Origin of the sequence: Streptomyces sp. NPDC018947, from assembly GCF_044390505.1 — a bacterium.
Taxonomy (GTDB): domain Bacteria; phylum Actinomycetota; class Actinomycetes; order Streptomycetales; family Streptomycetaceae; genus Streptomyces.
In genome coordinates this window covers 236406-262289 of sequence record NZ_JBIRZD010000006.1, presented here as the reverse complement: position 1 = coordinate 262289, position 25884 = coordinate 236406, and the positions used below count along the sequence as shown (strand labels likewise).

19 protein-coding genes and 3 pseudogenes are annotated in these 25884 nt (G+C 72.8%); 14 read left to right on the top strand and 8 right to left on the bottom strand.

The window, feature by feature from the left end; genetic code table 11:
* Nucleotides 1–58: 58 nt before the first annotated feature.
* The 3 genes from ACH499_RS14630 to ACH499_RS14620 all read right to left on the bottom strand — a co-directional run bounded on the left by ACH499_RS14630 (nt 59) and on the right by ACH499_RS14620 (nt 6931).
* The gene (locus ACH499_RS14630) at nt 59–2479 is read right to left on the bottom strand and encodes a GH92 family glycosyl hydrolase (RefSeq protein ID WP_399016028.1); all 2421 of its coding nucleotides are present in this window, start codon (nt 2477–2479) and stop codon (nt 59–61) included.
* 245 nt (nt 2480–2724) lie between these two features.
* Nucleotides 2725–5817, bottom strand: coding sequence for an amidohydrolase family protein (locus ACH499_RS14625; RefSeq protein WP_399015873.1), 3093 nt, complete (start codon nt 5815–5817; stop codon nt 2725–2727).
* Between the two features lie 445 nt (nt 5818–6262).
* Complete coding sequence (locus ACH499_RS14620; protein ID WP_399015871.1) at nt 6263–6931, bottom strand: carbonic anhydrase; 669 nt, start codon at nt 6929–6931, stop codon at nt 6263–6265.
* A gap of 74 nt (nt 6932–7005) precedes the next feature.
* On the opposite strand from ACH499_RS14620, the pseudogene ACH499_RS14615 reads away from it, so the two are divergent.
* The 3 genes and pseudogenes from ACH499_RS14615 to ACH499_RS14605 all read left to right on the top strand — a co-directional run.
* Nucleotides 7006–7125, top strand: a pseudogene (locus ACH499_RS14615) (winged helix-turn-helix transcriptional regulator); the annotation flags it as partial.
* Nucleotides 7126–7306: 181 nt separating this feature from the next.
* Nucleotides 7307–8014 (top strand): carbon-nitrogen hydrolase family protein, encoded by a 708-nt coding sequence (locus ACH499_RS14610; RefSeq protein ID WP_399015869.1) that lies wholly within the window; start codon nt 7307–7309, stop codon nt 8012–8014.
* 153 nt (nt 8015–8167) lie between these two features.
* A pseudogene (locus tag ACH499_RS14605) lies at nt 8168–8437 on the top strand (hypothetical protein); the annotation flags it as partial.
* Nucleotides 8438–8699: 262 nt separating this feature from the next.
* On the opposite strand, the gene ACH499_RS14600 reads toward ACH499_RS14605, so the two are convergent.
* A complete protein-coding gene (locus ACH499_RS14600) occupies nt 8700–9257 on the bottom strand; it encodes a YceI family protein (RefSeq protein WP_399016026.1) in 558 nt (185 codons plus the stop codon).
* Nucleotides 9258–9589: 332 nt separating this feature from the next.
* Between ACH499_RS14600 and ACH499_RS14595 the strand changes: the two genes are divergently transcribed.
* Nucleotides 9590–10207 (top strand): dihydrofolate reductase family protein, encoded by a 618-nt coding sequence (locus ACH499_RS14595; protein ID WP_399015867.1) that lies wholly within the window; start codon nt 9590–9592, stop codon nt 10205–10207.
* Nucleotides 10208–10211: 4 nt separating this feature from the next.
* Nucleotides 10212–11054 carry an alpha/beta fold hydrolase gene (locus ACH499_RS14590; RefSeq protein ID WP_399015865.1) on the top strand — a complete coding sequence of 281 codons (843 nt, stop codon included), beginning with the start codon at nt 10212–10214 and terminating at the stop codon, nt 11052–11054.
* A gap of 123 nt (nt 11055–11177) precedes the next feature.
* Here the strand turns inward: ACH499_RS14590 and ACH499_RS14585 are convergent.
* Both ACH499_RS14585 and ACH499_RS14580 read right to left on the bottom strand, forming a co-directional pair.
* A pseudogene (locus ACH499_RS14585) lies at nt 11178–11312 on the bottom strand (IS5/IS1182 family transposase); the annotation flags it as partial.
* A 31-nt stretch (nt 11313–11343) separates the two neighbouring features.
* On the bottom strand, nt 11344–12504 hold the full coding sequence (locus ACH499_RS14580) for an alkaline phosphatase PhoX (protein WP_399015864.1): 1161 nt from the start codon (nt 12502–12504) through the stop codon (nt 11344–11346).
* Between the two features lie 319 nt (nt 12505–12823).
* On the opposite strand from ACH499_RS14580, the gene ACH499_RS14575 reads away from it, so the two are divergent.
* The 3 genes from ACH499_RS14575 to ACH499_RS14565 all read left to right on the top strand — a co-directional run bounded on the left by ACH499_RS14575 (nt 12824) and on the right by ACH499_RS14565 (nt 18162).
* Nucleotides 12824–16702, top strand: a complete 3879-nt coding sequence (locus ACH499_RS14575) for a tetratricopeptide repeat protein (protein ID WP_399015862.1) — start codon at nt 12824–12826, stop codon at nt 16700–16702.
* A 27-nt stretch (nt 16703–16729) separates the two neighbouring features.
* Complete coding sequence (locus ACH499_RS14570; protein ID WP_399015860.1) at nt 16730–17119, top strand: hypothetical protein; 390 nt, start codon at nt 16730–16732, stop codon at nt 17117–17119.
* A 458-nt stretch (nt 17120–17577) separates the two neighbouring features.
* Nucleotides 17578–18162: a TMEM165/GDT1 family protein gene (locus tag ACH499_RS14565; RefSeq protein ID WP_356202578.1), complete on the top strand. Its 585-nt coding sequence runs from the start codon at nt 17578–17580 to the stop codon at nt 18160–18162.
* Nucleotides 18163–18420: 258 nt separating this feature from the next.
* Here ACH499_RS14565 and ACH499_RS14560 read toward each other — a convergent pair whose 3' ends face one another.
* Nucleotides 18421–18708: a hypothetical protein gene (locus ACH499_RS14560; RefSeq protein ID WP_399015858.1), complete on the bottom strand. Its 288-nt coding sequence runs from the start codon at nt 18706–18708 to the stop codon at nt 18421–18423.
* Nucleotides 18709–18899: 191 nt separating this feature from the next.
* Entirely contained in the window at nt 18900–19262 is a 363-nt protein-coding gene (locus ACH499_RS14555) for a hypothetical protein (RefSeq protein ID WP_399015856.1), read from the bottom strand.
* A 24-nt stretch (nt 19263–19286) separates the two neighbouring features.
* On the opposite strand from ACH499_RS14555, the gene ACH499_RS14550 reads away from it, so the two are divergent.
* From ACH499_RS14550 to ACH499_RS14525, 6 genes are all read left to right on the top strand, one after another.
* On the top strand, nt 19287–19610 hold the full coding sequence (locus ACH499_RS14550; RefSeq protein WP_399015854.1) for a hypothetical protein: 324 nt from the start codon (nt 19287–19289) through the stop codon (nt 19608–19610).
* Nucleotides 19611–19999: 389 nt separating this feature from the next.
* The gene (locus ACH499_RS14545; RefSeq protein WP_356202584.1) at nt 20000–20659 is read left to right on the top strand and encodes an MSMEG_1061 family FMN-dependent PPOX-type flavoprotein; all 660 of its coding nucleotides are present in this window, start codon (nt 20000–20002) and stop codon (nt 20657–20659) included.
* A gap of 496 nt (nt 20660–21155) precedes the next feature.
* Entirely contained in the window at nt 21156–22298 is a 1143-nt protein-coding gene (locus ACH499_RS14540; protein WP_399015852.1) for a polyprenyl synthetase family protein, read from the top strand.
* Nucleotides 22295–23866 (top strand): phytoene desaturase, encoded by a 1572-nt coding sequence (locus ACH499_RS14535; protein WP_399015849.1) that lies wholly within the window; start codon nt 22295–22297, stop codon nt 23864–23866. Before ACH499_RS14540 ends, ACH499_RS14535 begins: the two co-directional genes overlap by 4 nt.
* The gene (locus tag ACH499_RS14530) at nt 23853–24848 is read left to right on the top strand and encodes a phytoene/squalene synthase family protein (protein WP_399015846.1); all 996 of its coding nucleotides are present in this window, start codon (nt 23853–23855) and stop codon (nt 24846–24848) included. The genes ACH499_RS14535 and ACH499_RS14530 overlap by 14 nt, the downstream gene beginning before the upstream one ends.
* Complete coding sequence (locus tag ACH499_RS14525) at nt 24845–25855, top strand: DUF5914 domain-containing protein (RefSeq protein ID WP_399015844.1); 1011 nt, start codon at nt 24845–24847, stop codon at nt 25853–25855. The genes ACH499_RS14530 and ACH499_RS14525 overlap by 4 nt, the downstream gene beginning before the upstream one ends.
* The last annotated feature ends 29 nt before the right edge of the window (nt 25856–25884 follow it).

The following is a 25884-nucleotide window of genomic DNA, read 5'->3' as shown; positions in this document are numbered from 1 at the left end:
GCCCGCGAGGGCGGGTACGGGCCGCGGCGTCGCCGCGCCGACCCCGGTGGCGGAGGGATCAGCGCGGCAGGTTCGCCGGCGTGGTCGCCCACTCCTTGTCCGGCCGGTCGGACAGCTCGAAGTCGATGCGGCCGCCCGACTCGACGAGACCGCCGTCGTCCCAGGAGCGGTCACTCGCGCTCCCGTCGACCCTCAGCGCGTCGATGTAGCGGTGCGAGTCGCCGGCGTCCGGGGCGCTGATGACGATGTCGCGGTCCCCGGGCCGTTCGACGACCGCCCGCGTGAACACCGGGGTGCCGAACAGCATCGCCGCACTGCCGGGCTGCTGCGGGAAGAGGCCCAGCGTGGAGAAGACGTACCAGGCGGACATGGTGCCCAGGTCGTCGTTGCCGGGCAGGCCGCTCGGCCCGGTGCCGTACACCGTGTCGACGATCTGCCGGACGGTTTCCTGGGTCTTCCACGGCTGCCCCAGCGCGTTGTAGAGCCACGGCGCGTGGATTCCGGGCTCGTTGGTGGGGTCGTAGCGCAGCGGGTCACCGCCCCGGATCGACCAGGAGCCGTCCGGCTTGTGGAAGAAGCCGTCCAGCCGCGCCGCCGCCGCGGACCGTCCGCCCATCGCGTCGGCCAGACCCTGGACGTCCTGCGGCACCATCCAGGTGTAGGTGGCGCTGGTTCCCTGAGCGAAGCCCCGGTCGCTGCCGGGGTCGAAGGGGGTCACCCAAGAGCCGTCCAGATTGCGGGCCTGGATGTAACCTTCGCCGTCCGTCGCCCGGGGATTGAAGACATTGCGCCAGTAGCCGGCCCGCTCGGTGAACTCCTCGGCCTCCTTCTCCCGCCCCAGCAGCCGTGCCCAGCCCGCGAGTGCGGAGTCCGCGACCGAGGCTTCCAGGGTCTCGGCGGCTCCGCCCCAGCAGTGACAGACGTCGTGAGCGGCGTAGTGACTGGCCTTGTACTGCGCGAGGTTGGGGCGCTGCCCGACACACTGGCCCGGGCAGCCGGCGTCGAGGAGGCCGTCGGGATGCGGGACGGTGGCCTGGCGTACCAGTGAGTCGAAGGCGCCCTGTACGTCGAAGTTCCGTACGCCCATCGCGTAGAAGGTGGCCAGCGTCGCCGCCGAGGGGTCGCCGGTCATGACGTGAGTGGCGCCGCTGATGTGCACCCATCGGTCCCACACGTCGCCGTTCTGGCGGGCGAAGTTGTACAGCGACTGGGCGTAGTCACCGGCGAGGCGAGGCTTGAGCAGCGCGAGGAGCTGTATGTGGGCGCGGTACTGGTCCCACCCGGAGAAATTGCTGTACTGCGCCGTCTGGCCCTTCTCTATCCGGTGCGGTTGGCCGTCCATGCCCGGGTAGCGGCCGTCGGTGTCGCTGACCACGTTGGGCTGCAGCAGCGAGTGGTACAGAGCGGTGTAGAAGGCGGTGCGGCGGGCGGGCGTGCCGCCGCTGATCCTGACGCTGCCCAGCTCCCGGTTCCAGGTGCGCAAGCCGGCGGCGGCGACGTCGTCGACACCGTCGTCCGGCCCGATCTCCTCACGCAGGTTGGCCTCGGCGCCTGCCAGGCTCACGTACGAGATGCCCAGCCGCATGTGGACATCGTTGTCGCGGCGGGTGTCGAACCCCACGTACCCACCGGAGCCGCGGCCCGCCCGGTCCGTTCCGGTGGCGTAACCCTCGCCGCCCCCGGCGGACGTGGTGCCCGGGGCGAGGGTGCCGTCCTTCCAGGTTCCGGTGGAGGCGAACGCCCGGTCGAAGGAGGCGCTGAAGTACAGCTTGTAGTAGCTCTTGCGGTTGTTCACACCGCCGTTGGCGCGCCGCCCGCAGAAGGCGCCGGTGTGGACCCAGCCGGTGACCTTGCGCTTGGCTCTGTCGATGTCGATGTGCGCGTCCTCGCTTCCATTGAGCGAGTTCGAGACCCTGAAGAGCAGGTTGGCGGGTTTCCCGGCCGGGAAGGTGAAGTCGGCGACGCCGGCGCGCCGGGAAACCGCCAGGTCTGCCTGGACACCCGAGTCCAGGCCGAGTGTGTACCGGCCGGGTACGGCTCGTTCGTCGTCGTGGGAGAAGCCGGCCGCGTAGACCTCGTCCTTGGTGTCGGCGGACGGGGAGGAGGTGACGTCTCCCGCGAAGGGCATGACGGGGACGTCGCCCGCGGCCCCGGGATGGCACCCGGCGCCGTTGACATGAGTCAGGCTCAGGCCGCGGATGCGCGTGGTGTCGTAGTGGTAGCCGTTGGCGGCACCGGTGCTGGTCTGGTCACCGGCCGTGCTGGTCGGGGACCAGGAGATCATGCCGTACGGCAGGACGGCTCCGGGATACGTGTTACCGCCGTTCGCCGAACCGATCAGGGGGTCGACCCAGGAGGCGGGTTGCTCGATCGGGGCCGTCGCCGAGGACGACGCGGGCACCGGCAGCGCCACGGTGAGGGCCGCGGCGAGCGCTGAGCTCACCCCGAGGACGGCGGTGCGCCTGACGCCCCGTTCCATGGGCGACCGCATCGGTCTTGAGGACATCGCCTGACAACCTTTCGCAGGACCTGCGCGGGCCGGCCGGCCCACGGGCGGGATCATTGCCCGGCGGGGAGCGTGGAAACCTCGGCGCGGGCGGAGCGGAAGCCGCCGGGTGGACGGTGAACCGGCCGCCCGGTGCGGCGCGGCCGTCGGGCCGGTCCCGTGACACCGTGATCCGGCGTCCGACCCGACGGCCGCGCGGCGTCACGCGGTGGTGTTCCTCACCCGCTGCAGCAGGCGTGCCGTGCCTTCTCCACGTACGCGTGCCCGTGCCACCAGAACTTCCTGTTGCCCGGATGGTCGGGGACGGGCGGGAGTTCGGCGCCGCCGTCCGGCTTCCGCAGGCCGGAGGTCGAAGTCCCGGAGAACGGCCGCATCAGGGAGTCGACGGTGTGCGCGATGCCGGACACGAGCACCTGTTCGACGTTGGCGGCGTCCTTGATGTCGGCGAGCGGGTCGCCGTCGACGACCGCGAGGTCGGCGTACATCCCGCGTTCGATCCGGCCCAGGTCCTCGCCCAGTGTCTCGCCCGCCAGGCTCGTCGCCGTCACCAGTGCCTCGTACGGGGTGAACCCGTAGGTGACCATGGCACGCAGGTTCATGTGCAGGCTGACGGCCGCGTGGTCGATCGGGGCGTCGGTGCCGAGGACGATCCGGCCTCCTGCGCGGAAGATGCCGAGGGCCTGCCGGACCTGCTCGCGGAGGTTCGCGCGCCGAGCGGTCTGATCGGTCCGGCTCGCCGCGTCGGCGCTCTCCCGGAGGGCGGCCATGCGCCACGGCGGGTTCAGTGTCCGTACCCGGCGGTCCTCGACCAGGGACCTGTCTTCCCGGTACAGGGTCGTCGAGCCGAAGAGGGTCGGTGTCCGGGCCATGTCCGACGCCACGAAGAGGGCCGTGACGTCGGAGTAGCCCGTTCCGAGGGGTGTCACGGTACGCGAGTAGCCGAAGCGGTTCGTCGCCCCCGTGTGCTCCATCGCGTCACCGCCGAACGCCATGGCCGGGTAGTGATAGTGCGAGGTGACGGGGATACCGACCCCGTGCGCGAAGGCGACGACCCGCTTGTGCCACATGACCGGCAGGCGGACGTAGCACTTCATGAGGTCGTACTCCAGGCTCTTCGCGCGCTCCAGTTCCAGCTCGAGCTGTGCGCCGGTGAAGGTGGGGCGCATGAAGTTGTAGTAGATGCGCGGCCCGTCGACCGCCTCGCCCGTCGCGAAGTACCTGGGCGCGATCCGGGCGCCGGACCGCGTGGCCTCGCGCTCCTCGACCATGTGGTACGCCGGGCTCCCCGGAGACCTCGTCGTGGTCACGCCCAGGGAGAGCCAGAGCCTCCCCTGGCGGTCGCCGTAGGCATAGCCCTGCATCTCCCGGTGGTGGTGCATGTCGATGAGCCCGGGCATCACCAGCCGGTCGCGTGCGTCGACGAGCTTGCCCGCCCGGCCCTCGGCGTGCGGCTCCACGGCACTGATCCGGTGCCCTTCGACGACGATGTCGACGTCGCGCCGGATCTCCTGGCGGACGCCGTCCCACATCCGGCCCGCGTGCACCACGGTGCGCTCCGGCGGCCGGACGGCGGTCCACGTCAGCGGCACGGCGACCGTGCGAGGGCGCCCGCCCTCCGCCCGTACCAGGCGGAGCCTGCCGTTGTTGAGGTACAGGAGGTGCTTCGAGTCGCCGCTCCACGACGGCGCGTCGGTCACTTCGCCGGTGATCTGCCGGGGTTCACCGACCGGCGTTCCGTCCTTGGCGACGTCCACGGTGTACAGGACGCTCGCGACCGCGAACGCCATGCGCCTGCCGTCGGGGGACCAGACGGGTCCGTCGTCCCCCCGGGTCTGGATCGAACGGCCGGCCACGGCCTCGACGTATCTGCCCCGCCCGGTGGTCCGGTCGACGAGCAGGATCTGGCTCAGTCCTTCACGGAATCTCGCCGAGTACGGTTTCACCGCCGCCAGGGCGATCGTCTCGCCGTCGGGGGACCACGTGGGTCTTCCGGGCTCGAACGTCGCGGTGAAGACGCGGCGCACACCGCCGCTCGCCACGTCGACGGTCCACAGCGCGCCGTCCTGGTCCAGGAAGGCGATCTCCTTTCCGGTGGGCGACCACGCCGCGGACACCGCCGCCCTGGTACCGAGGTCGGTCAGTTGCCGGTCTCGGCCCGTGTCGAGATCCCTGATCCAGATGTCGAGCGTCCCGCCGCGGTCCGTCGAGTACGCCAGCCGCTTCCCGTCGGGCGACCAGGCGGGATCGCACTTCCACCAGTGGTCGCGGGTCAACGGCTGCGGCGCACGGCCGATCCGCATGACGTAGAGGTCATTGAGCGCCCGGAAGGCGATGTGCTCGCCGTCGGGGGACAGCACCGGGCTTCCGATTCCGCGCACGGGCCGCGGGCCGGTGCTCTCGAAGTCGGACCGGCGCCTGGTGTACCTGGGCCTCCGGGTGGTGACGGCGGCGGAGAAGCCGATGGTGCGGGCGCCCGTGCCGTTGAGCGACCGCACGCGGATCCTGCCGTTCGCGGTGTACACGAAGCGTTCACGGTCGATCCACGACACCCTGAACGGGAAGGTCTCCTCGTCGTCGACGAGGGGCGTGTCACCGCTCATGAGGTGGCAGCGCCCGTCGTAGGTCAGGTGGTGGACCAGGCCGGTGCCGTCCTGGGTCCACTCCGGCTGGTGGATCACCTGGCCCGCGGGCACGGTGACGTGGGTGCTGCGCCGGCCGGTGGTGCGGTCCACGACCTCGATACGGGTGTTGTCCACCACGAAGGCCACCCGGTCGCCGTCCGGCGACCAGGCCGGCTCGTACTCCTCACCGGGTCCGTCGGCGAGTACGGCGATCCGTCCGCTGCCGACGTCGTACGTGTGGATCGCGTAGCCGCCCGACGCGTCGCCCGAGAAGACGATCGTGCGCCCGTCCGGTGACCAGCGCGGTTCCCGGTGGTCGAAGGGCCCCTCGGTCAACTGGCGCAGGCCACTGCCGTCGGGCCGTACGGTCCAGAGGTTGAAGACACCGTCTCGGTAGGACTGGAAGACCAACCGGCCGCCGTCCGGAGACCAGTCGGGCTGCGCGATGTCGAACAGGTCGCTGGTCAGCCGCCGCGCCTGCCCGCCCGACGCCGGCATGACCCACAGGACCCCCAGCAGGTCGAGGGCGATCCACCGGCCGTCGGGCGAGACCCGTGCCCCGAACGTGGTGCCCGCGTCCAGGCGCAGGTCGCCGCCGGTGCCGGGGCCCGCCGCGAGGGCAGCCGGCCCGGTCAACGAGGTCATCGCCACGGCGGCGCCGGCGCCCGCCAGGAACCCGCGGCGGGACACCGGGGACCTCCTCGCCCGTCGGCCGGCCCCGGTTCCGGCTTCCTCCGGTGATGCCGCAGAATCCGCTACGTTCACAGCACATCCCTCCAGCCGTAGGAGGCGCCCGCCACCGGGCACGCCCGCTCGTGAGTTGCCCTGCCCGGCCGAGGGGTTTACCGGGGATCCGGTCGGGATGCTCCGACGGGGTTCGGCTCAGCCGCGGCGGCTGCGCGGGTTCGTCTCGCGGTGACGCGACCGGTGGCGCTCGTACGTGCCGGCCGGCGCTTCGGACCGAGGAGGACGGAAGTTGACGCGCAGCCGGCTCCACGGCCGATCCGGTCCGGCAGGCCGGCTCGGGAGGTCCGCCGTCGGGATGCCGGTGAACCGCGGGGCCTGGACCGGCTGCTCACCGGGGACGGGCCGGAGGGCTCGCCCGCTCGGGGAGCGGCGACGAGCGTGTCGTCGGCTACGAGGCCGGGGCGGTCGCGCGGGCTGCGGCCGCCGGCAGGTCCACGCCGCGGGCGACGACTGGCCGCACGCTTCCCTCGGCCAGGCGATAGGACAGGCCGACGACTGCCGTGCGCCCGGAGGCGACCTGGTCGGCGAGTTCCCGCGAACGGTCCAGGAGGAGGTCGACGGTGTGACGGACGTGCGTATCGATGAAACCGTCGTTCTCGCTCACGCCGGCGGCCTGCGCCGCCAGCACACTGGGGGTCACCCGCTCGATCACGTCCCGCACGTACCCACGGGCGATCGTGCCGTTCTCCACGGCCCCGCGGGTCGCCGCGATGGCACCGCAGGCGTCATGGCCGAGGACCACGACCAGGGGGCTGCCGAGCACCTTGGTCCCGTACTCGATGCTGCCGAGGACCTCGGGCCCCACGGCGTGCCCGGCGGTGCGCACGACGAACAGGTCCCCCAGCCCCTGGTCGAAGATGATCTCGGCGGCCAGGCGGGAGTCGGAGCATCCGAGCAGTACGGCGAACGGGTGCTGGGCGTACGCCGTGTCGGCGCGGCGACCGGCGTCCTGGTTGGGGTGGCGGGGCGTGCCGCCGGTGAAGCGCCGGTTGCCCGCCAGGAGCTGGTCGAGGGCTTCGAGCGGGGTGGCCGGGGTGTCGGTGGTGTCGTCACTCATGGGCCGCAGAGTACGGCCGTACCCGGCTCGACGGCGTGCCGGGGGGCCGTGTCGGCGCGCTGCGTTCGGTCCCGCATCGCATGCTCACGCAGACCTTGCGGCATCTGGAGCGCGACGGGCTGGTGTCGCGGACGGTGATCCCGGCCGTCCCGGTCCGCGTCGAATACGAACTGACCGCGCTCGGGCACTCGTTGCTGCCGCGGCACCGGCGGCGGCAGGCCCGCCGGAGCGTGCCGGGCTGCCCCGCGGCGGGTTCCGCGCCCGGACCGCACGGCTGGTACCGCGTCGTCGTCCGGCCGTCGCCCCGAGCCGACGTGCCAAGCACAGGACTAGGCTGATCGGCGGTCCCGTCGCCCGCCTGACCTGGAGTGTCGTATGCCCGAACCGCTGACCGTCGCCGTCGCCCAGCCCCGCTGCGTCGACCTGGACGTCGCCGCCAACGCCGCTTCGCACGCCGGGGCAGTGCTGCGTGCCGGGGCGCGTCTGGTCGTCTTCCCGGAGCTCTCGCTCACCGGGTACGACCTCGCTGCACCGACCGTGGCCACGGACGATCCCCGGCTCGCCCCACTGATCGACGCGTGCCGTGACACGGGAGCGACGGCGCTGGCCGGCGCTCCCGTACGGGGAGCAGACGGGCGGGAGTACATCGCGACTCTGTCCGTCACGGGCGAAGGGGTGGCGCTGGTGTACGCGAAGATGCATCTGCACGGAGACGAGACGCTCCGCTTCACCCCGGGCGACAAGCCGGCGGTGCTGGAGATCGACGGGTGGCGGATGGGGCTCGCCGTGTGCCGGGACGCCGCGGTGCCGCAGCACGCGGCGGACACAGCGGCGTTGGGCATCGACGCGTATGTCGCCAGCACGCTCTACGGTGCCGGTCCTGAGCAGTCGGCCCGTAGGGACGGCCACATGAGGGAACGGGCAGTGACCCATGCCGCGTGGGTTGTGCTCTCGACCGTGGCGGGGCCGAGTGGCGAGTACCGGGAGACCTCCGGTGGCTCCGGGGTGTGGTCGCCCGACGGCTCACTGGCAGCACAGGCCGGCCCCGAGCCGGGTGCCGTGGTGACCGCGATTCTCGAGTGACGGTTCGTGGGCGTGGCCCCAAGTGTGGCAGCCGGCGGACCTTCTGAGCCCCGGTGGCAAAGGCTCCTACTCCCGAGCCTCGGCGCACTGCGCCGCCGTACGGCCCGCACCGCTGCCGTCAGCGCCCTCGCCGCCGTGGCCTGCGCCACTGTCATGGCCGGCAGCGCCGGAGCCATCGTGAACGGATCGGACTCCACCGAGCGCTACCCGTTCATGGCGACCACCCCCGAGTCGGCCCCCGAGTTCAGGTTCCGGGACCGGCTGCAGGAGCTGAACACCCGCAGGGGAGCTGAATCGGATTGCGCGCCGGGCTACGCGGGCCCGACCCGGCTGTGCACCGTCACCACCGTGCCCGGGGCCATGGCCTGCTTCGGGGACTCCGGCGGACCGCGGATCCAGAAGGGCCGGAACGGACGCTGGGAGCGACCTCGCCGAGACGGGAACGAACGGCAGCCACGGCGATCGCCGGTACGGGCGCCGCGCTCGTCGTCGCCGGTGGCGGCACCGCCGTGGCGGTACGCCGCCGCGGGAACCGCCGCGCCGCCTAGAAGGCGTCCGATGAGTGTTCATGCCGTGGTGGCGGAACACTCGTGTGACGGCGCGGCCCCGACGTCGAGGACCGCGCCGCGTGATCGCTTCCCCTGCCGGATGCGTGGCGGGCGTGCGAGCGGGGCGGGTGGCGCTGCTAGCCCTGCTTGATGGCGGAGATGTCGAGTTCCAGGACGATCTTGTCGCCGACCAGGACGCCGCCTCCTTCCAGGGCCGCGTTCCAGGTGATGCCGAACTCCTTGCGGGAGATGGTGACCGAGCCTTCCAGGCCGACGCGCAGGTTGCCGTAGGGGTCGATGGTGTTGCCCGTGTACTCGAAGCCGATGGTGACCGGCTTGGTGGTGTCCTTGATGGTGAGGTCGCCCGTGACCAGGTATTCGGTGTCGGACTTCTGCTCGACCCGGGTGGAGCGGAAGGTGATGTCGGGGAACGTCGGCGCGTCCAGGAAGTCGTTGGTGCGCAGGTGCTGGTCGCGCTGCTCGACGCCGGTGTCGATGCTCTGCGTCTTGATCACCACCTGGCCGGTGGAATTGGCCGGGGTGGCGCCGTCCAGGTGCGCGGTGCCTTCGAACTGGTGGAAGGCGCCGCGCACCTTGGTGACCATGGCGTGGCGGGCGACGAAGCCGATCCGGGTGTGGGCCGGGTCGAGGACGTAGTCCCCGGTGAGCTCAGAGATGTCGACGGTCACGTTCAGGTGCCTCCGTAGGTCCGGATCCCGGCGACGGCCCGCCGGGATCGCTTCCGAAGCACGCTAGGGGGCCGGCGGGTCCCGGCCTGGCCGAACGCGCGTGGTCGTAGAGGATTGCACCCTGACCGGTGACCCCGGAACACCGCCTTGCCGCTGACGGCCTCGCGGCGTGCCTCCGGCAAGGGCCGGCTCGGGCTGCGGCCCGGTGGCGACGTCGCCGGGCGGGCCAGCGTTCCGGTGGGCCACGTCGGACGTCGGAGGCACGCCTTGACCGGGGCGTCTGTGCCGCTCGTACGGTGCGGCGATGAGTTCGGACGACGGATCGGGTCTGCCCTGGTATGACTCGCATCATCGCAGACATCTCGGTCTCCCTGGACGGCTTCGTCACCGGGCCGGATCCCGGCCCGGGCAACGGTCTGGGCACCGGTGGCGAGGCGCTGCACACATGGGCGTTCTCCGACGACGCCGACGACCGCCGGGTCCTGCGGGAGGGGACCGCCCGTTCGGGCGCCGTCGTCCTCGGCCGCCACCTGTTCGACGTGGTCGACGGGCCCGGGGGCTGGGACGACACGACCGGCTACGGCGCCGGCGAAGTGGGCAAGCCCGCGTTCGTCGTCGTGACGAGCTCGCCGCCGGAGTCGGTGCGGACGGCCGACCTCGACTGGACGTTCGTCACCACCGGGCTGCCCGACGCCGTCACCGCCGCGCGTGAGCGAGCCGAGGCGGCGTCGTCGGACAGCGGCAGGGACCTCGACGTCATCCTCATGGGCGGCGGCGCCACGATCGGCTCGGCACTCGACGCCGGGCTGGTCGACACGCTGAGCCTGCACCTCGCGCCCGTCGTGCTGGGCGCCGGGACACCCCTGTTCACCGGCGAAGCGCGGTACACGCTGGTGCAGCGCAGCGTGATCCCGACATCGACCGCGACGCACCTGACCTACGACCTCCTCCGGTGATCCGATGACCACTGTCAACGCCAATGAGACGGTCCTGGGCATCGAGTCGTTCGGCGACGACGACGCGCCGCTCGTCCTGCTCGCGGGCGGAACGACGATGCTCTCCTGGCCCGACGCGCTGTGCGAGCGCCTCGCCGCCGGCGGGCGCCGTGTGGTGCGCTACGACCTGCGCGACAGCGGCGAGTCGACGACGACGGATCCGGAGGCGCCCGCCTACACCCTGCGTGCCCTCGCCGACGACGCGGCGGCCCTTGCCGGCGCGCTCGGCGGGGGGCCTGCTCACCTCGCGGGGATCGGCGTCGGCGGGATGGTCGCCCAGGTGGCCGTGCTCGACCATCCGGACGCGTTCTCGGCGCTCACCCTGGTCGGCACCCGCGCGGTCGCACCCGGCCCGCCCGACGACGACCTCCCCGACCACGACCGGGCGACGATGCGCCGGCTGTTCGCGTGCCCGATGCCCGACTGGACCGACCGCGAGGCGGTCGCGGAGTTCGCCGCCGCCGGTGCGGAGATCCGCGGAGACGACCCCGTCGCCGCGCGTGCGGTCGCCGCCCGCGTCTGGGACCGCACGCCCGGCACCGCACCCCCCGTCCAGATGGCCAACCAGCTGGGCATGGTGTTCTCCAGGCTGGACTGCGAACCCCGCTGGCGCGAGCGCCTGCCCGAGATCGACGTCCCCACGCTGGTCGTCCACGGCCGGCGCGACCGGTTCTTCCCCGTCGGCAACGGCGAGGCGCTCGCGCGCGAGATCTCCGGGGCACGCCTGCTCGTCCTCGAGGAGGCCGCCACCGCGATCCCCGATGCGGCGGTCGACGAGATCACCGAGGCGATGCTCACGCTCGGATAGCGGCCGGCGGGTACCGCGGGTCCGGCCTCCGCGCGGCAGTGGACGGCGAAGGCTGGATCCGGCCATGGATCGCGATCCGGCGAGCAGCAGGTCTTCTGCAGATCGCGCCCGGACGGACGATCAGGTGCGGTACTGCCACGCGATGGCTTCCAGGGTTCGGCGATGGTCGGTCCACCGCCGTCCACGGACCGGATCGCGCGGCATCAGCGGCTCGATCCGGTCCCGCATCGCATCAGTGATCACTGAGCGGACGGACACGTCCGATCAACTGATCCGCCCATCATGGACTCTAGGGGCGGAACGGGCCGGTGACCTCGTAGGTGATGCCGCCCGAGGAGCTGCCGCTGGTGCCGCGCTGGCTGGAGAAGTAGAGGCGGGTGCCGTCGGGGGAGAAGGCCGGACCGGTGATCTCGGAGCCGGACTGGCCGGTGACGCGGAGGAAGGGAGCGACGACGTCGTCCGGGGTGATGATGCAGATCTCCATGTTGCCGCCGTCCTCGGCGACGAACAGGTCGCCGGAGGAGGAGCCGGTGACGTTGTCGACGCCGGTCAGCGGGGCGGGACCGGGGTTGACCAGGTTGTCGTCGTAGGCCAGCTCGTAGGTGTTGTTCTGCAGATTGAGCTGCCACAGGCGGTTGTCGCCCTTGGTGGTGAACCAGACGGTGTCGTTGGCGTAGTGGCAGCCCTCGCCGCCGTTGAACACCTTCGCGCCGGAGACCTGCGTGCGGGTCGTGGTCGGGGAGCCGTCGGGGTCGGGTACGTTCGCCCAGGTGAACGAGCCGGAGGTGCCCGTCCCCGCCTTCAGGACCTGGAGCGTTCCGGAGGACAGGTCGCCCCAGGCGGTGGGAACGAAGCGGTAGAAGCAGCCGTTGCTCTCGTCCTCGGTCAGGTAGATCACCTTGCGGACCGGGTCGGCCGCGGCCGCCTCGTGCTTGAACCTGCCCATCGCGTCACGGCGTACGGCGGCCTTCACCCCGTACGGGTCGGTCTCGTAGACGTAGCCGAGGCTGACCTCCTCACAGGAGAGCCAGGTGTTCCACGGGGTCTTGCCGCCCGCGCAGTTCTGCCGGGTGCCGGACAGGATGCGGTGGGCGCCGCTGATCGTGCCCGAGGAGTTGAACTTCACGGCGCTCGCGCCGCCGCCGGGGTTGATCTCGGAGTTGGAGACGTAGATCCAGCCGGAGCCGTCGGCGAAACAGGCGCCGCCGTCCGGAGCGCTGTGCCACGTGTACGACGTGCCGGCGACGGTCTGGCCCGACCGGGCGATCACGCGGCTGCTGAAACCGCTCGGCAACTGGATGCCGTTGACGTCGGCCGACCCCAGGGCACCGTACGGGCCGGGGCCGTTCTGGGCCGGGGCCGCGTAGGCGGCGCCGTGCATGAGGGTGCCGCCGAAGGCTGCGGCCGAGGTGCCGATGACTGCCCCGCGCAGGAAAGTGCGACGTTCCACGGTCACTCCACGAAAGGTCGGTGACTGCTCCGCTGCCGGTCGGCGGCGGAGTCGCGCGCTCCGCACGTTAGGAGCGGGGAGTTGACACCACATCAACGAAGGGCAAAGGGGATTCGACGGATGGCCGGCTTTGTCGGGCAGTGGTGACGTTCCCCTGTCGATGAGGTCCTGGGCGACTCGGCCCACGATCCGTTCGGTGACGGGTACGTGCGGTTCGGGTGCAGGCCACCACACCGGCCAGAGCCTGTCGAGCTTCCGGACGGCTCGGTGAAGCAGGCATCCTGGGGACGAGGAGCGGATCGGCCCGGGGGAGCGGAATGTGCCGGAACGACTGACGGAGCGGTTACTGGTGGACCTGCTGCCGGATGCCCGCGTGGCGCTGCAGCAGTGGCCGTCCGGCGAGTTCCCCAGCCCCGTGGGCACGCCCACACCGCTGGTGTGGCCGCTGGCGGAGGCCGAACTCGCCGAGCTGCGCTGGTACCTGGAGAGTTACCTGCACACCCCGTTCGGTGTGTACGGCGAACGTGGGCCGCGGACGGCCGCGCGGCTGCCCGAGTGGGGCGCGCGGATCTTCGACGCCGTCTTTCCCGCCGGTCCGGCCCGTGACGCGTGGACAAGGGCTCGGGCTCGGGCCGAGGCCCGGGGCGACGGCCCCGCGGAACTCGTCGTGCGTTCGGCCTCGGCGGAACTTCTCGGTCTGCCGTGGGAGTTGATGGCTGAAGAGGGCCGGCCCGCACCACTCGTCCTGGGCGGGGCGGCGATCACTCGCAGTCTGCCCGCCGCCGATCTGCGACAGGTGTTCGGCGTGGAAGGGGCCCGGCTGCGGGTGCTGATGGTGATCTCGCGACCGGAGGGCACCACGGACGTCGGCTACCGGATGATCGCCCGGCCGCTGCTGCGACGGCTCGAAGCGGTGCGCGGCCGGGTGGAACTCGTCGTGCTGCGCCCGCCGACCCTGGCGCGACTGGAAGAGGAGCTGCGCGCGGCGCAGGAGGCCGGCGAGCCGTTCCAGATCGTCCACTTCGACGGCCACGGCAAGTTCGGCCGGTTCCCCGGCCGTGTCGGCGGCATCGTCCCGGCCCGGTTCCCCGGCCGTGCCGGCGGCATCGTCCCGGCCGGGACGGCGTCCCCCGCGGACGCCCCGCAGGGGCTGCTGGCCTTCGAAGCCCCGTCGGGCGGGACGGACTGGGTGGCGGCAGGCCGGGTGGCGCGGGTGCTGGCCGCGTCGCGGGTGCCGGTGGTGGTGCTCAACGCCTGCGAGTCGGGGACGGTCGGTGCGCGGGTGGAGGCCGCGTTGGCCACCCGCCTGCTGCAGGAGGGCACGGCCGCGGTGGTCGCCATGGCCTACCGGGTGTACACAGTGGCGGCGGCCGAGTTCATGACCGCTTTCTACGAGAGGCTGTTCGCCGGCGACGGCATGTCCGAGGCGGTGGCGGCCGGCCGTCACCGCTTGGCGAGCGCGGACCAGCGGCCCTCCCGCAAGGGACCGCTCGCGCTGGCCGACTGGATGGTCCCGGTGCTGTACGCGCGCGGAGACGTGCGGTTCCCCGAGCTGCACACCGCGCGTGGCGGCCGGGAGCCGATCGGAGACCTGCTGGACCGCATGCGCCGGCGCGCCGCCGGCCCGCACCGTTCGGCGGACGGGGCCGTGGCGGCCGCCGACGAGGACGGTCTGCCGGCGGAAGTCGGCGAGTTCGTCGGCCGGGACGCCCCCTTGTACCTGCTGGACGTCGCGGCACGGCAGCAGCGGGTGGTGGTGCTGCACGGCACCGGCGGGACGGGCAAGACCGAGCTGGCCAAGACGTTCGGCCGCTGGTGCCGCGACACCGGCGCGGTGGACGATCCGTCCTGGGTGATCTGGCATTCGTTCGAGCCCGGCGCGGCATCCTTCGGCGTGGACGCGGTGCTCGACGCCGTGGGACGCCGGGTGTGGGGCGACCGCTTCGTCCAGCTCGAGCGCGGTGAAGCGCGGGCCGCGACCGAGGAACTCCTCGCAGGCAAAAGGGTGTTGCTGATCTGGGACAACTTCGAGTCCGCGCACACGATGCCCGACCCCCGCCGGACCACCCCGCCCCTGGACGAGGAGGAGCGGGACGCACTCCGCCGGTTCCTGCGCCGCGTCGCGGAGGGCGGGCGCAGCACCGTGGTGATCACCAGCCGCACCACCGAGGACTGGCTCGGCGGGCCGGACACCGTGGCCCGGGTGAGGATCGGCGGGCTGGAGCCGGGAGAGGCCAACGAATACGTCGACCAGCTCCTCGCGCCGTATCCCGACGCCCGCCGGCGGCGCGGCTCCGAAGCATTCGGAGAGCTGATGCAGTGGCTGGACGGGCATCCGCTGAGCATGCGGCTGACCCTGCCGCACCTGCAGACCACCAGCGCGGCGAAGCTGTTGGCCGGCTTGCGGGGCACGGCTCCGTTGCCCGCCGGCAGCGCCGGGGACGGCGACCGGACCGCTTCCCTGTCCGCCTGCGTCGCCTACTCCTTCACCCACCTGGACCCGGACGACCAGCAGGCCCTCGGCGTACTCGGCCTGCTCCACGACGTGACGAGCTGCTGGGTCCTCGCGACGTTCTCCATGGTGTCCGGCGTTCCCGTGAAGTACCGGAACCGTTCCGCGGCCCAGTGGGCGGCGGCGCTGGACCGGGCGGCGGGCGTGGGGCTGGTCGTCCCTCTCGGGGGCGGCCTGTACCGCGTCCATCCCGCCCTGCCCGCCTACCTCGCCCACCTCGGGCCGGATTCCCCGACCGAACGGCCCGGCACCGACGGGGAGACCGCCGCAACGCTGCACGCCCTGCTGGACGCGCACGCCGCCTTCAGCATCGTGCTGGCCGGACGTCTCCGGGGGCCGGACGCCGAGAACGTGCTGGCCATGACCGACCACCAGTACCGCACGCTCGGCGCTCTGCTCGGCCACGCGCTGGACAACCGGTCGTGGCCGCCGGCCTTGGGGATCTTCGGATTGCTGATCATGTACTGGGACGCGAGGGGGCTTGCCGAAGAGTCCCGCGCGTGGCTGGACCGTGCTCTCACCGTCCTGGAGCAGCCCGAAGCGGCTGCCCTGGCCACCGATGCGTCCGCGGTCCTGTGGCTGGTCCTGGCCGAGGCGGACGCCGTGAGCCTGGCGCGGTCCGGCCGCCTGGACCAGGCCGAACGCGCCTACCGCTCGGTGCTCCGTCTCGCGGAGGAGCAACCGGACGCGACGCACGTGCAAGAAGACCTCACCTCCGTCTTCCTCGGCCTCGGCAACGTGGCCCGGATGCGGGGCGAACTGGACAAGGCGGAGGACTGGTACCACAAGGCCCGCGGGCGCCAGAGGTCGCTCGGTGATCGCCCGGGCCTCGCCGCCACCTGTCATCAGCTCGCACGCGTAGCCCAAGATCGCGGAGAGCTGGAGGGGGCCGAGCGCTGGTACCGCGAATCCCTCGGCCTCTTCAGGGAACTGCGTGACAACGCGGGCAGCGGCCAGTGCTGTTACGGCCTGGGGATTGTCGCCAGGATGCGGGGCGACCTGAACGGGGCGGAGGACTGGTACCGGGAGTGCCTCGTGCTTCAGCACTCCGACCGCCCCAACCTCGCCAACACCTACCAGGGTCTGGGGGTCGTCGCCAGGCTGCGGGGCGAACTGGACGAGGCGGAGGGGTGGTTCCGCCGGTGCCTCCTCATCCAGGAGGAGCTCGACGACCGCAGCGGGCGCGCCACCACCTACCACCAGCTCGGCATGGTGGACCTGGAGCGCGGAGAGCTCGACCGGGCCGAGCGCTGGTACCTGCGTTCACTGGAGCTCAAGGAGGCCCTCCACAACCGCCGCGGGCTCGCCGACGCTTATCACGAGCTCGGCAGGGTGGAGCAGGAACGCGGAAAGTTCGACCGTGCCGAAGAACTGTTCCACGAGAGCATCTCCGCCCGGAAGTCCGTCGACGACCGTCCCGGCCTGGCCCTCGCCTATGCGCAGCTCGCGCTCCTCGCCGAGGAGCGGGGGCGGCAGGTGGAGGCCCTGCGGTGGGCGGTCACCTGCGTGACGCTCTTCGACGGGGTGCCGCACCCGTTGACCGGTACCGGGCCCGAGCATCTGAAGCGCATGGCGCGGGACATGGGCGCGGACGCGGTCGGACGGATCTGGTGGGAGGTGACCGGGCGGGAACTCCCGGCCCCCGTAAGGCATTACCTTCTTACCGATCCCCTCGCGGACGCGTGAGCCGCAGCCGACCTCCGGAGACCCGACATGACCGATCCCGCAGCCGCCGGTGCCCGGGCCGCAGCCGCCCGGCTGACCGGGTCGCACGGACCCGACCTCGCCCCCGAGGTGGAAGCCGCCCTGTACGCCCGGTCCGGCACCTCCGGGCCCGTCCAGTACACCGATCCGGTGGCCGTGGCCGCACTGATCGTGTCCGTCGCCCAACTGGCCTGGACCGTCTACCAGGACCGCCGGAGGACCGACCCCGAACCGCCGCCGGAGGTGATCGCACGGCACGTCCGGGTCCGGCTCGCCCGGGAGCCCGAGGTGCCGGGCCCGGAGCTCGAACCGGCGGACCGTGACCGGATCATCGAGGTCGTGATCGAGGAGACCGTCCGCTCCGCCGCCGAGGACGGCACCGCCCCGGAGACGGACTGAGCCCGGAGCCCGCCGTTCAGCGTGTGAGGGCCGGGGAAATGTGCGACCGCGAGAGCGAGGCGTTGACGCCGGCCGCTCAGCCCCGCGGCGCCGGCGGCGGGCCTGCCGCCGGCGACCCACTCGCGTCCTGGCCTCCGGCGCGTCAGGGCTGCCGGGACTGGGACAGCCCCTGGGGCCGCCGGGTCGGCAGTCGTTGCGCGGTGACCGGTGCGAGCGTGTAAGGTTTGGCGCTGCGAAGGGGAGTAGTCCCGCAATACCGCTGGTCGACACACTGGACAGATGTCTGTCCCGGCCATCGGGCCTCGGCGTCAGCCGCGGCGGACGAGACCTTCGGCCATGCATGACCACCGTGTCCGCACACCCGTGCGGGCCGTACCGTCGTGCCGGGCCGAACCGGTTCTCGCCGCCCGCACAGGTGCTGCGTCAGCCGGTGGCCCGGCCCAGCAGAAAGCATCAGGATGACTTTCGACCCCGTGGCGATCCTCACTGCCTTTGGGCTGATCTTCCTCGCCGAACTCCCCGACAAGACGATGTTCGCGTCCCTGGCCATGGGCACCCGCATGCGCCCCCTTTACGTGTGGTTCGGAACCTCCACCGCGTTCATCGTTCACGTCGCCATCGCCGTCGGCGCGGGCAGCCTCCTCAGCCTGCTCCCCGACATGGCGGTCAAGCTCGTCTCGGCTGCCCTGTTCGCCTTCGGCGCCATCGTGCTCCTGCGCAGCGGCGGAGACGACGAGGACGACGAAGACGGGGCGAAGACCATGACCGGCTTCTGGCCCGTCTACACGACTGCCTTCATGGCCGTCTTCATCAGCGAGTGGGGCGATCTCACCCAGATCACCACGGCCAACCTCGCCGCCACCAACGGCTGGCTCTCCACCGCCATCGGGTCCGCGGCCGCCCTGATGTCGGTCTCCGCCCTCGCCCTGCTCGCAGGGCGCTTCATCGCCAAGCGCGTTCCCCTCAAGACCGTCCAGCGCTTCGGGGGCGTGTGCATGGCCGCACTGGCGGTGTGGACACTTGTCGAGGCCTTCACCGGCTAGGACGGGCCGGGCGGTGGCCCCTGCGCCTGCCTGTGTTCACACGTGAAGCGGGCCCCGGCTCGTGCCGGGGCCCGCTTCACGCTCGGCCGTCAGCCGTGGCAGACGCAGCCCGGACGACAGCCGCACGCGTCCGTCCCGGCGCCGGCGGCCGGTACGGCCCTGGTGGCCGACGCCTGCCGGGACGTGAAGGCGGACCCGCGCCCGGGGTGCGGCCGCTGGGATGCGGTGCGGCCTGCACGGCCGCTGTGGCAAGACGGTTCAGGAGGAGGCCGGAGGGGAGGCCGGCCGTCCCAGGGCACCGTCGATACAGCCCGCCATCCAGGGCTTCGTCGCCTCCACCCCGTCCGTCACCGCGTGCTCGCCGCACTCCGAGTCCGCCGCGGCGGTGTCGTCGGAGGCTGTGGGATTGCCCAGGTGGGTCGCGGGCAGCCCCTGACCGAAGCGGTATCCCCGGTCGTACTGCTCGGCGATGCTCTCCGCCTCACCCGCGCAGGCGGCTGTCAACAGGAGCGCGGACGACATGAGTGGCCACAGGTATCTCTTCATCCCGACTTCCCACCGAGCGGTCGATCTCCGAAGCCGGCAGCCTACGCGGACCGGCAGGACTCGAGGACCGCTACGCGGGGGAGGCGAACTGGCCCCGTGCCCGGCGAACCACCACGCGCCGGCGGGCCGGAGTCGCGCTCCGGCCCGCATGACGCCCGGAGCCCCCGGGCGGGGTGCCCCGACGGGCGGTTTCAGTGGGCGACCTCCGCCTCCCGGGGCTGGGGGATGAGGAACGACGCGGCGAAGGCGGCCGCCACCACGACGGCACCCAGCAGCATGGCGGAGACGTATCCGCCGGCCGAGGAGCTGCCCTGCGGGCTGCCCGTGACCTGGACGGCCGAGAGCAGGGCGAAGCTCAGCCCGGCGCCCAGCCCGAACGCGGCCGAGACCAGTCCGGGCAGGAACCCGGGGTGGTCCTTGGGCGCCAGCACCACGCCCAGCAGATTGAGGACGATGTTGGCGATGCCCGCGTACGTCACACCGAGCAGCACCGTGCAGCCGACCATCACCGGCAGCGAACGCACGCCCACCAGCGCCATGACCGCCATCGCCACGGCACTGCTCAGCAGGTGCGGGCGGTGGCGGGCCGTACCCTCACCGGCGCGCTCGCCGCCCACGCGGCGGAGCCCGACGGGGACCGTGCGGACGGAGCCGCCGGCGGACCTGTGGGCACCATGCTCGCGGCCTTCCTGCGCGCGGCGGACGGTCTCGCGTTCACCGCGCGGAGCACGCTCGGCGCCACCGTGCTCGGCAAGGAACGCGGTCAGGCCGTCTCCCGCCCGCCGGAGACCCCCGCGCTGCTGCTCACCCAGACCGTCTCGGCCGCCGGCCGGCCCGTTCTCGCCGCCAAATACCTCTTCCCGGGCGGCGCGCCCCTGCTGTCGCTGACCCCACGCCGCTGAGACCGGTACTGGCCACCCCCGGCCCCTCCGGTCCGCGTGACGCGGAGTCGGGGACCGCTCGCCGCTCGGCGTCTCGGTCGCGACGTCGCCCCTCACCCGGACCAGGCAAGGAACGCGATCACCTGATGCAGTCCTCGAAACCCCGCACACCGGTGACAGGCAGGAGACCGGTCACTCCCGTCACCCGCTGGAGGGACCGCCCGCACCGCCCCGACGACGACCGTCGCCCGCTCCGCGCGATCCTGCGAGGGCGAGGACCGCGGCGACGCGTCGGTGCCGGTAGGCGCGCTCCAGGAGGCGGGCCGGGTCGCGGAGGACTCGGGCGGGTGTCTCCATCACCCCACCGACTGGCCAAGACCGGTCGCGGATCGGCCCGTTAGGGTCGGGGCATGACGCCATCCCTTACCGGCAGTGCCTTCGACTCGCTCCTCCTCGACGCCGTGACCGACCAGGAGACGCTGCGTCGTGCCTACGAACTCCCCAAAGACGCGGCACTGCGCAAGCAGATGAACGAACTCACCGACCAGACCCGGCGGTTGATCGGCTGCTCATCGCTGGTCCTGGTCGCCAGCGCGGACGCCGAGGGCAACTGCGACGTTTCCCCGCGCGGCGGCCCCGCCGGGTTCGTCGCCGTCCTGGACTCACGGACGCTGGCGATACCGGACGCGACCGGCAACAAGCGTCTGGACACCCTGGAGAACGTCATCGCCACCGGACGGGCCGGGCTGCTGTTCGTCATCCCGGGACGCACCACGACGCTCAGGGTGAACGGCCGGGCCTGCGTCTCCACTCGCCCGGAGCTGCTGTCGCAACTGACCGCCGTGGGCAAGCCGCCGGCCAGTGCGCTGGTGCTGGGGATCGAGGAGGTCTACCCACACTGCCCCAAGTCGCTCATGCGCAGCGGGGCCTGGAAGCCCGAGCAGTGGCTGCCGGCGGACGCGCAGCCGACCTCGGCCGAGGTGACGCTGGCCCAGTTGCGGATGCCGGAGCTGACGATCGCCGACATCGAGCAGGCGGAGGCGGATTCGCTGAAGTACCGGTACGAGTGACGGGCGGCCAGTGATCGGAAGGGCCTGACCGGTCCCGGGCGGCCGATCGGCCGCCCGATCGAGTGTGGGGCCACCCCTCACCGTCCGTTCGCGTCGCCCGAAACGGCCGGCCGGCTGCCGGCACCCCACGACGCGGGCCGCCCCGGCCCGTCGCGCGGAGCCGCGAGACGTTCACGCGGCCGCGGCCGCTGACCGACGCAGCGGTCGGTGACCCGGTCGCCGTCCCTCCACGGAACCGTCCCTGCGGCCCTGGGACCGGCGGCAACGGGTTGAGCGGCTCCCACGCTGGTGAGAGCCGGGCCGTCCGGCCACGGCCCGTACGGCGGCGCGGCCGGCTCACCGGCTTCGCGGAGGCCCGCAGACAGCCGATCGATGGGCCACAGGGGTGAGACCGTCCGGAAACCGCGCCGGAAAGGAAAGAGATCAACGCATCCGCGTCAGGGCACTCGGCGGAAGCACTGATGTGCTGATGACCGAGAGTGAGAAGGGGCCGTGCATGCTGGGACTGCCACCTGGGGCGGGCGCACCCGCCGGACTCGTCGACGACCCCCTCACGGCGCCGGGTGCCGCCGGCGCGGCCGAGGCCGTCCTCCGGCAGGTCCTGGACACGCGACTGCGTCAGTGCCGTGCCGTCGATCCGGTCTTCGCCGGGGATCTCGCCGACCGCCTGGGCGCGCTGGTCTCGCGCGGCGGGAAGCGGCTGCGCACGGCCTTCGCGTTCTGCGGCTGGCGGGCGGCGGGCGGCTCCGGCGACGCCACCGCGGTGCTGCGCACGGGCGCCGCCCTCGAACTGCTCCAGGCGTGCGCCCTCGTGCACGACGACGTGATGGACGGGTCCCTGCGACGCCGGGGAGGACCGGCCCTGCACGTCGAACTGGCCCGCGGCCACTGGGCGGCGGGCATGCACGGCTCCCCGGAGACGTTCGGGACCTCTTCCGCGGTGCTCGCAGGTGACCTGGCCCTCACGTGGGCGGACGACCTGCTGACGGAGACGGCCCTCGGCACGCCGCACGGCAGGCGTCTGCACGAGGAGTGGCGGGCGATGCGCACCGAGATGGTCGCCGGGCAGTACCGCGACCTCCGCGCCCAGGCCGCCCGTTCGTCAGGCGTCGACGAGGCGCTGGAGATCGCCACTCTGAAGAGTGCCCTGTACACCGTCGCCCGGCCCCTCGCCCTGGGCGGCGCGCTGGCCGGAGCCGGTGACCGGACCCTGGACGCGCTGCGGGCGGCCGGCCGGTGCGCCGGGCTGGCGTTCCAGCTCCGCGACGACCTCCTCGGCGCCTTCGGCGACCCGGCCCTGACCGGCAAGCCGGCCGGCGACGACCTGCGGTCACGCAAGCTCACCTATCTCCTGGCCGTCGCTCGCCGGCTCGCCGACGCCGCCGGAGACCGGCACGCGGCCGCCGTCCTCGCCCCGGACACCGACGCACGGCCGGAGCGCGCCGTCGAACGGATGCGGGTGGCGATGGAGCGCACCGGTGCCGGGGAGGCGGTGGAGGCGAAGATCGTGGAACTGACGGCCATGAGCCTCGGGCACTTCGAGGGCACGGGGGCCCCGCCCGCGGTGCGCCGAGAGTTCGCCGCCCTGGTCGAACGCGCGTCGGGCATGGCTCCGCGCCCCGCCGAGGAGGCCGCGTGAGGCGGGTACCGGGGCGCACCGACCACGTCGTCGTGGTGGGCGCCGGTCTGTCCGGGCTGGCCTGTGCCCTGCACCTGCTGGGCGCGGGCCGCAGGGTCACGGTCGTCGAACGGGACGGCGGTCCGGGCGGCCGGGCCGGTCGCGTGCGGCTGGGCGGCTACCAGGTGGACACCGGCCCCACGGTGCTGACCATGCCTCACCTCGCCGACGAGGCGTTCGCGGCGGTCGGCGACAGCCTGCACCGCCGCGTCGAGCTGACGGCTCTGCATCCGGCGTACCGGGCGTGCTTCGCGGACGGGTCCTCCCTCGACGTGCACACCGACGGCGAGACGATGGAGGCGGAGGTGCGGCGCTTCGCCGGACCGGCGGAGGCCGCCGGGTACCGCCGTCTGCGGCAGTGGCTGGAGCGTCTGTACCGCGCGCAGATGCGTCGCTTCATCGACACGAACTTCGACTCCCCGTTCCAGTTGCTGCACCCGGATCTGGCCCGTCTGGCGGCGCTCGGCGGCTTCGGCAGGCTGGACGGCCGGATCGGCCGTTTCCTCTCCGACGACCGTCTGCGCCGTGTCTTCTCCTTCCAGGCCCTGTACGCCGGTGTGGCGCCGGCCCGGGCGCTCGCGGCCTACGCGGTCATCGCGTACATGGACACCGTGGCCGGCGTCTGGTTCCCGAAGGGCGGCATGCACGCCATCCCGCGGGCCATGGCCGACGCGGCGGCGGACGCCGGTGCCGACCTGCGCTGGGCGGCCGAAGTGAGCACCCTCGAGCGCTCCGCGGGCCGTGTGCGAGCAGTCCGCCTGGCCTCCGGCGAGCGGATCCCGTGCGACGCGGTGGTGCTGACGTGCGAACTGCCCACGGCCTACCGGCTGCTCGGCCGCGAACCGCGCCGCCCGGCTCCGCTCCGCCACTCACCGTCCGCGGTGATCCTGCACGCCGGGACGGACCGCACCTGGCCGCACCTGGCCCACCACACGATCTCCTTCGGAGCCGCCTGGGAGCGCACTTTCCAGGAGCTGACCCGCACCGGCGAGCTGATGAGCGACCCCTCGCTGCTGATCACGCGTCCGACCACCCACGATCCCGGCCTGGCACCGCCCGGCGGCCACCTCCACTACGTCCTCGCCCCCTGCCCGAACACGACGGTCGGCCCGGCGGCCACGGCCTGGCGTGACCTCGGCCCCCGCTACCGGGACCGTCTGGTCGCCGAGCTGGAACGCCGGGGCCTGGAGGGGTTCGGGGACGGCGTGCGGGAGGAACTCCTGGTGACCCCGCTGGACTGGACGGCACAGGGCCACGCGGCGGGCAGCCCCTTCTCGGTCTCCCACACGTTCGCCCAGACCGGGCCCTTCCGGCCCCGCAACCTCGTGCGCGGGGTGGAGAACGTGGTCCTGGCGGGCTGCGGGACCACCCCGGGCGTGGGGGTACCGACGGTGCTCGTCAGCGGCAAGCTCGCCGCCGCCCGCCTCACCGGCGACACCGGCCGTCACGCCGTACGCGCCCGTGCCTGCCCGACGGCCGTTCCCGCCTCCGCCACCCCCACCCCCGCAGGTGCTGATGACCCGTCGTGAACTGGACGCGGCCGGAATCACCGATCCCGCGCTGCGTGCCGACTACACCCGGTGCCGGCGGCTCAACGCCCGCCACGGCAAGACCTACTTCCTGGCCACCCGTCTGCTGCCGCTGGAACACCGCTCGGCCGTGCACGCCCTGTACGGCTTCGCCCGCTGGGCGGACGACATCGTGGACGATCCCGACCGGCACCGGACGCCCGAGGAACGCGACCGGCTGCTGCGGCGTCTGGAGTCCGACCTGGCGGGCGGACTGCCCGCCGGCGGCGGAGACGAACCCGTGGTCCGGGCCGTGGCCGACACCGCCGCCCGCTACGGCATCGAGCACGGGCTCTTCGCCGACTTCCTGTCCTCGATGCGTGCCGACCTGACGGTCACGGACTATCCGACCCATGCCGACCTGCACGGCTACATGCACGGTTCGGCCGCGGTGATCGGCCTGCAGATGCTGCCGGTACTGGGCACCGTCGCCCCCCGCGAGGAGGCGGCACCCTACGCCGCGGCCCTCGGGGTGGCCTTCCAGCTCACCAACTTCCTGCGGGACGTGGGCGAGGACCTCGACCGCGGCCGCGTCTACCTGCCCGGGGAACTGCTCGCCGAGCACGGCGTGGACCGGCCGCTGCTGCAGTGGAGTCGGCGCACCGGGCGCCGCGACCCGCGCATCCGTGCGGCCTTCGTCGCGGCGGAAGCCATGACGCGGGGTGTGTACCGGGCGGCGGAACCGGGCATCGCCATGCTCGACCCGAGGGTGCGTCCCTGCATCCGTACCGCGTTCGTCCTGTACGGCGGCATCCTCGACGCGATCGCGGCGCAGGACTACACCGTGCTGCACCGCCGTGCGGTCGTGTCCCGACGGCGGCGCGCGGCCACGGCCGCGGGCGGCCTGCTGGGGGCGGCCGCCGCTCGGTGGACGGCCCGTGTCCCACGCCGGACGGCCGCGGCGGGCGGTCCTGCGTCCCGCTGGAAGGAACCGGTGCGGTGAGCGGGCGCGACGACGGGGCACGCTGGACACCACCGCTGCGGCGCCGCAGGCACGGGCCGGGCTGGGCGGCGCAGACGCCGACCTGGCGCCGGGCGCGCCCGGCGCTCATCGCCGACGCCCTGAAACGCGCGTCCGCCCGCCCTTCGGGCAACTGGTTCGTGGTCGGTGCCTCCCGGAACATGCGCGCCGGGGACAAGCCGTACGGCAGGACGGTCGGGGGCGTGGAGGTCGTGCTGTGGCGCTCCGCCGGCGGTGAGCTGCACGCCGGCCCGGGCACGTGCCCGCATCTCGGTGCTCCCCTGCGGGAAAGCCGGGTGGTGTGCGGCACGCTCGTGTGCCACTGGCACGGACTGTCCCTCGACGGGGCCCCGTTCGCCGGGTGGCGGCCGTTCCCCGTGCACGACGACGGCGTGCTGGTCTGGGTACGGCTGGACGAGGCGGGCGGCGAAGAGCCCACCGAGCGTCCCTTCGTACCCGTACGTCCCGCGGCGGACAGCGCGGTGGACGCCGTGTTCACGGCGGTGGGCCGGTGCGAACCCCAGGACGTCGTGGCCAACCGGCTCGATCCGTGGCACGGCTCGTGGTTCCACCCCTATTCGTTCGTCGACCTGGCGGTGGTACGAGAACCCCGGGGGGACGAGGACGACGCCTTCGTCGTGGACGTCTCCTTCCGGGTGGCGGGGCGGTTGGTGGTACCGGTGCGGGCCGAGTTCACCGCGCCCGAGCCGCGCACGGTCCTCATGCGCATCACCGACGGCGAGGGAGCCACGTCCGTGGTGGAGACCCACGCGACGCCGCTGACCGGCGCGCGGGACGAACGGCCCCTGACGGCCGTGGTCGAGGCGGTCGTCGCCGCCTCGGACCGGCGCGGCTTCGCGCTGGCCAGGGCCGCCGCCCCCGTGCTGCGGCCCTTGATGCGCCGTACGGCCGGACGTCTGTGGCGCGACGACCTGGCATACGCCGAACGCCGCTGGGCGCTGCGCAGCACCGGACGGTTCCCCGGGTGATCCGTGCCGGGGGCCGTCGGCCCCCGGCA

What these genes read in the sequence shown, in the direction of transcription:
- ACH499_RS14630 (WP_399016028.1), bottom strand. Translation starts at nt 2,479, where the DNA reads ATGGAACGGGGCGTCAGGCGCACCGCCGTCCTCGGGGTGAGCTCAGCG.
- ACH499_RS14620 (WP_399015871.1), bottom strand. Translation starts at nt 6,931, where the DNA reads ATGAGTGACGACACCACCGACACCCCGGCCACCCCGCTCGAAGCCCTC.
- ACH499_RS14610 (WP_399015869.1), top strand. Translation starts at nt 7,307, where the DNA reads ATGCCCGAACCGCTGACCGTCGCCGTCGCCCAGCCCCGCTGCGTCGAC.
- ACH499_RS14595 (WP_399015867.1), top strand. Translation starts at nt 9,590, where the DNA reads ATGACTCGCATCATCGCAGACATCTCGGTCTCCCTGGACGGCTTCGTC.
- ACH499_RS14590 (WP_399015865.1), top strand. Translation starts at nt 10,212, where the DNA reads ATGACCACTGTCAACGCCAATGAGACGGTCCTGGGCATCGAGTCGTTC.
- ACH499_RS14570 (WP_399015860.1), top strand. Translation starts at nt 16,730, where the DNA reads ATGACCGATCCCGCAGCCGCCGGTGCCCGGGCCGCAGCCGCCCGGCTG.
- ACH499_RS14565 (WP_356202578.1), top strand. Translation starts at nt 17,578, where the DNA reads ATGACTTTCGACCCCGTGGCGATCCTCACTGCCTTTGGGCTGATCTTC.
- ACH499_RS14560 (WP_399015858.1), bottom strand. Translation starts at nt 18,708, where the DNA reads ATGAAGAGATACCTGTGGCCACTCATGTCGTCCGCGCTCCTGTTGACA.
- ACH499_RS14545 (WP_356202584.1), top strand. Translation starts at nt 20,000, where the DNA reads ATGACGCCATCCCTTACCGGCAGTGCCTTCGACTCGCTCCTCCTCGAC.
- ACH499_RS14540 (WP_399015852.1), top strand. Translation starts at nt 21,156, where the DNA reads ATGCTGGGACTGCCACCTGGGGCGGGCGCACCCGCCGGACTCGTCGAC.
- ACH499_RS14530 (WP_399015846.1), top strand. Translation starts at nt 23,853, where the DNA reads ATGACCCGTCGTGAACTGGACGCGGCCGGAATCACCGATCCCGCGCTG.